Origin of the sequence: Kitasatospora sp. NPDC058115, from assembly GCF_042884635.1 — a bacterium.
In the GTDB taxonomy this organism is placed as follows: Bacteria; Actinomycetota; Actinomycetes; order Streptomycetales; family Streptomycetaceae; genus Kitasatospora.
In genome coordinates, this window is the sequence record NZ_JBHVTL010000068.1 from 1776 (window position 1) to 3294 (window position 1519).

Annotated in this window: 2 protein-coding genes; one reads left to right on the forward strand and one right to left on the reverse strand. The window is 75.3% G+C overall.

Annotation, left to right across the window (positions count from 1 at the left end; all coding sequences use genetic code 11):
* Positions 1 to 105: 105 nt before the first annotated feature.
* Positions 106 to 315, reverse strand: coding sequence for a DUF5703 family protein (locus tag ACFVVL_RS35325; protein ID WP_037846781.1), 210 nt, complete (start codon positions 313 to 315; stop codon positions 106 to 108).
* Between the two features lie 331 nt (positions 316 to 646).
* Between ACFVVL_RS35325 and ACFVVL_RS35330 the strand changes: the two genes are divergently transcribed.
* Positions 647 to 1255, forward strand: coding sequence for a hypothetical protein (locus ACFVVL_RS35330; RefSeq protein ID WP_380298513.1), 609 nt, complete (start codon positions 647 to 649; stop codon positions 1253 to 1255).
* Positions 1256 to 1519: the final 264 nt, after the last annotated feature.

The following is a 1519-nucleotide window of genomic DNA, read 5'->3' on the forward strand; positions in this document are numbered from 1 at the left end:
CGGGCTCCCACCCCCCCCCCCGCGCCCCGCCGGGCCCGCTTTCTTCGCGGGGGGGCCCCCCCCCCCCCGGGGGGGGGGGGGGGCCGCCCCCCCCCGCGTCCGCCGTCACCAGCTCCTGACCTGCCGGATGATCCGCCGGCGCAGCAGCACCGTGCGGCTGCCGTCCGGGAACAGGCGGAGCCTGTCCAGCTCCCAGTGCCCGTACTCGGCGTGATCGGTGAGTAGTTGGCGTGCCGCGTTGCGGGACGTTCCGCGCGGCATGCGCAGCGACTGGTACTCGTACTCCGGCTGCCGGACGGGCTTCGGTGGGGTCAAAACGCTCCTCCTGTGGGACGCCTGCGAGCAAGCCTACGGCCTGCCTCCGACAACGGGCCCGGGTATTTTCGGCCGCCCGGGAGCGCGTCGCACTGACAGCGCATCAGTTCCGTTGCCCCTGGGGTCGGCATACCCGCGGCGCGCCGGGCGAAGCGGCACCCGGACGGGCCCGCGCGGACGGACACGCGGGCGCCGGGCGCGCGCCGCGGGGCGGCACCCCGGGGGACAGAACCACGCGGAACGGACATCGCGGGGGAAGTTGCGGTGAAATCGCGGGTGTAGGTGACAACCGCTGTGCGTACCGGCACCGAGGGGAGATAGCGTCTGCTCCATGTCTGATGCCGCGCAGCCCACCATTGCCGAGGTACGCGCCGCCGCCGAGGCGGTCAAGGCCGCCATCGACCGTCATCTGGAAGCGGTGTCAAGCCACAGCGCAGCGGACGATTCCGCTGTGTCCACCGCCTACGAGCAGCTCGCGACGGCGGCCATCGCGTACGACCAGCTCCTGTACGAGGTCTACGACGAGGTCACCCCCTTCGAGGTCCCCGGCGACGAGGGCCCGGGCGGGTACCACGGCCCCGAACAGCCCGAGGCGATCAGCGTGCTGATCCGCCGCGACTACCACGTCGTCGACCCGAAGCGGCTGCGCGCCCAGGCGGAGCGGCTGGACGACTCGCTGACCCCCGGCGGGGGTGAGGACGGCGGCGGGGTGAACGCCGCGATCGGCGTGCTGTTCGGCGAGTTCGAGCCGGACGAGATCGCCGCCCGCAGCGAGGAGTTCGGGCTGGAGGAGGCCGACTCCACGCTCTGGGTGGCGGCCGCCGAGCCGAGCGAGCCGGGGGAGTGGCTGCCGGAGCCCTTCGAGCACGCCGATCCGCAGCTGCTGATCTGCCGCTTCGACGTGAGCGAGGTCTACGACGACGAGGACCCGGACGACTGACCCCGCGGCCCCCGTCCCCGCGCGCCCGGCGCGCGGGGACGGCGGGCACGGGCGCCGCGGAACGGCGCTCCGGGCGCATGGTCCGGGCGCATGATTTCGGACGTTCCTCGCACGGGACGACGGGCGCGGCGGTGTGCCCCCGTCGGGCCCGCGGACGGCCGGAGGGCCCCCACGCGTCCGTGGGGGGCCTCCGGCCGGTACGGGACCCCGCCCCGGGGGCGAAGGGGGGCGGCGCGGTCTCCGCGAGGCTCGCCCCCGGCCGGG